2 protein-coding genes and 1 pseudogene are annotated in these 1,499 nt (G+C 67.0%); all 3 read left to right on the top strand.

What is annotated here, in order from left to right; all coding sequences use genetic code 11:
* A pseudogene (locus FXO23_RS50460) lies at window positions 1-279 on the top strand (hypothetical protein); the annotation flags it as partial.
* The gene (locus tag FXO23_RS50455; protein WP_158896330.1) at window positions 276-440 is read left to right on the top strand and encodes a hypothetical protein; all 165 of its coding nucleotides are present in this window, start codon (window positions 276-278) and stop codon (window positions 438-440) included. The pseudogene FXO23_RS50460 and the gene FXO23_RS50455, both read left to right, overlap by 4 nt.
* Window positions 430-1,499, top strand: a 1,070-nt coding sequence (locus tag FXO23_RS50450) for a recombinase family protein (protein ID WP_158896328.1), incomplete at its 3' end; no start/stop codon positions are given. The genes FXO23_RS50455 and FXO23_RS50450, both read left to right, overlap by 11 nt.

The raw sequence follows: 1,499 nt of genomic DNA, 5'->3' as shown, positions 1-1,499 counted from the left end.
GAACCGCTCGCATCGATCGTGGCCTACCTCGGTGATGACCTGGGGCCGGGCGGCCGGGATTTCGTGCCGACCGCCGAGTTCCTGAGCGCGCTGGAAGTCGACCCGAGGACGTTCGCGCAGCAGATGACCGACTTGGGTTGCCGACCGACCCGAGACCGGGTGACGACCGAGGACGGCGAGACGCGGCAGGTACGCGGGTACCGAACAGCTGAAATCAGGAGCTCTGTGAGTCGCGCGACCAACGGTGACACGGCTGCGGATGAGAGTGATCAGCCATGAGCGCCGCTCGCTCGGAAGATCCGTCGGTTCGCGTTATCCTACCTGCGGGATTGCCTGAGCTGACGCCCGCTGTTTCTCGTACGTTGCTCGCCATTCTGATTGAGCTTACTGAGGTGCCGGTGCTGGACGGGCCGGTCGAGGAGGTGAACGGTGACAGCTGAAATCATCAGTGACCCGTGGGCGACGCTGGACGAGATCTTGGGCCTTGAGATCGCCGATCCGGTGGACGACGGGATTGGAGCGCTCGCGGTCTACGGCCGGTGCTCGACCGAGGACAACCAGGACCCGGAAACGTCGCGGGGATGGCAGTTCGGGAACGCGCGCAAGTTCGTCGATCCGCTTGGCGGCCGGATCGTGGCGGAGTTCTTCGATGTGGGTCAGTCGCGGTCGGTGCCGTGGGAACGGCGGACCGAGGCGGCGCGGTTGCTGGCGGAGCTGAAGAACCCACGGCGCGAGTGGGACGCTGTGGTCGTCGGCGAAGGCACGCGGTGCTGGTTCGGCAACCAGTTCTCCCTCATCGCACCGCGGTTCGCGGCCTACGGGGTCGACCTCTGGGTGCCAGAGCTGGGCGGGAAGTTCGACGCGCGCAACCCGTCGCACAAGATGCTGATGAGCGTGCTCGGCGGGATGAGCGAATCGGAGCGCCAGCACGTTCAGGCACGAGTCCGGGCGGCGATGGACGCTCAGGTCGTGAACGAAGGACGGCATCAGGGCGGCCGGGCGCCGTACGGGTACGTCGTCGTCGATGGCGGCCCGCACCCCAATCCGCGTAAGGCCGCCGAGGGGTTCCGGCTGCGCGTGCTGGCGATCGACGTTGAGGCGGCTGCTGTGGTGCGGCGGATCTTCGCCGAGTACCTGGAGGGCACCGGCGATCGGGCGATTGCGAAGGGACTCAACCTGGACGGGATTCCGTGCCCTTCCTGGCATCGGCCTGAACAGAATCGGCACCGGCTCAAGGACGGTTGGCAGGGCAGCACAGTGCGGTCGATTCTGGAGAATCCGCGCTACACCGGGTACGCCATCTTCGGGCGCTGGACCAAGCAAGAGACGCTGCTGAATCCGGACGACGTGAGCGCCGGGCATGTCGTCCGGTTCCGTCGCGCGGAGCCGGACCGGATCGTGCGCTCGCGGCGGCCAGCTCATCCGGAGATCGTGTCCGTTGAAGTGTTCACGCAAGCTCAGCTCATGCGCCGCTCGCGCGCCGCGGGTGGGATGCGCGG

The organism is Amycolatopsis anabasis, assembly GCF_009765355.1.
Lineage (GTDB): Bacteria > Actinomycetota > Actinomycetes > Mycobacteriales > Pseudonocardiaceae > Amycolatopsis > Amycolatopsis anabasis.
This window is presented reverse-complemented; position numbering and strand designations above follow the sequence as displayed.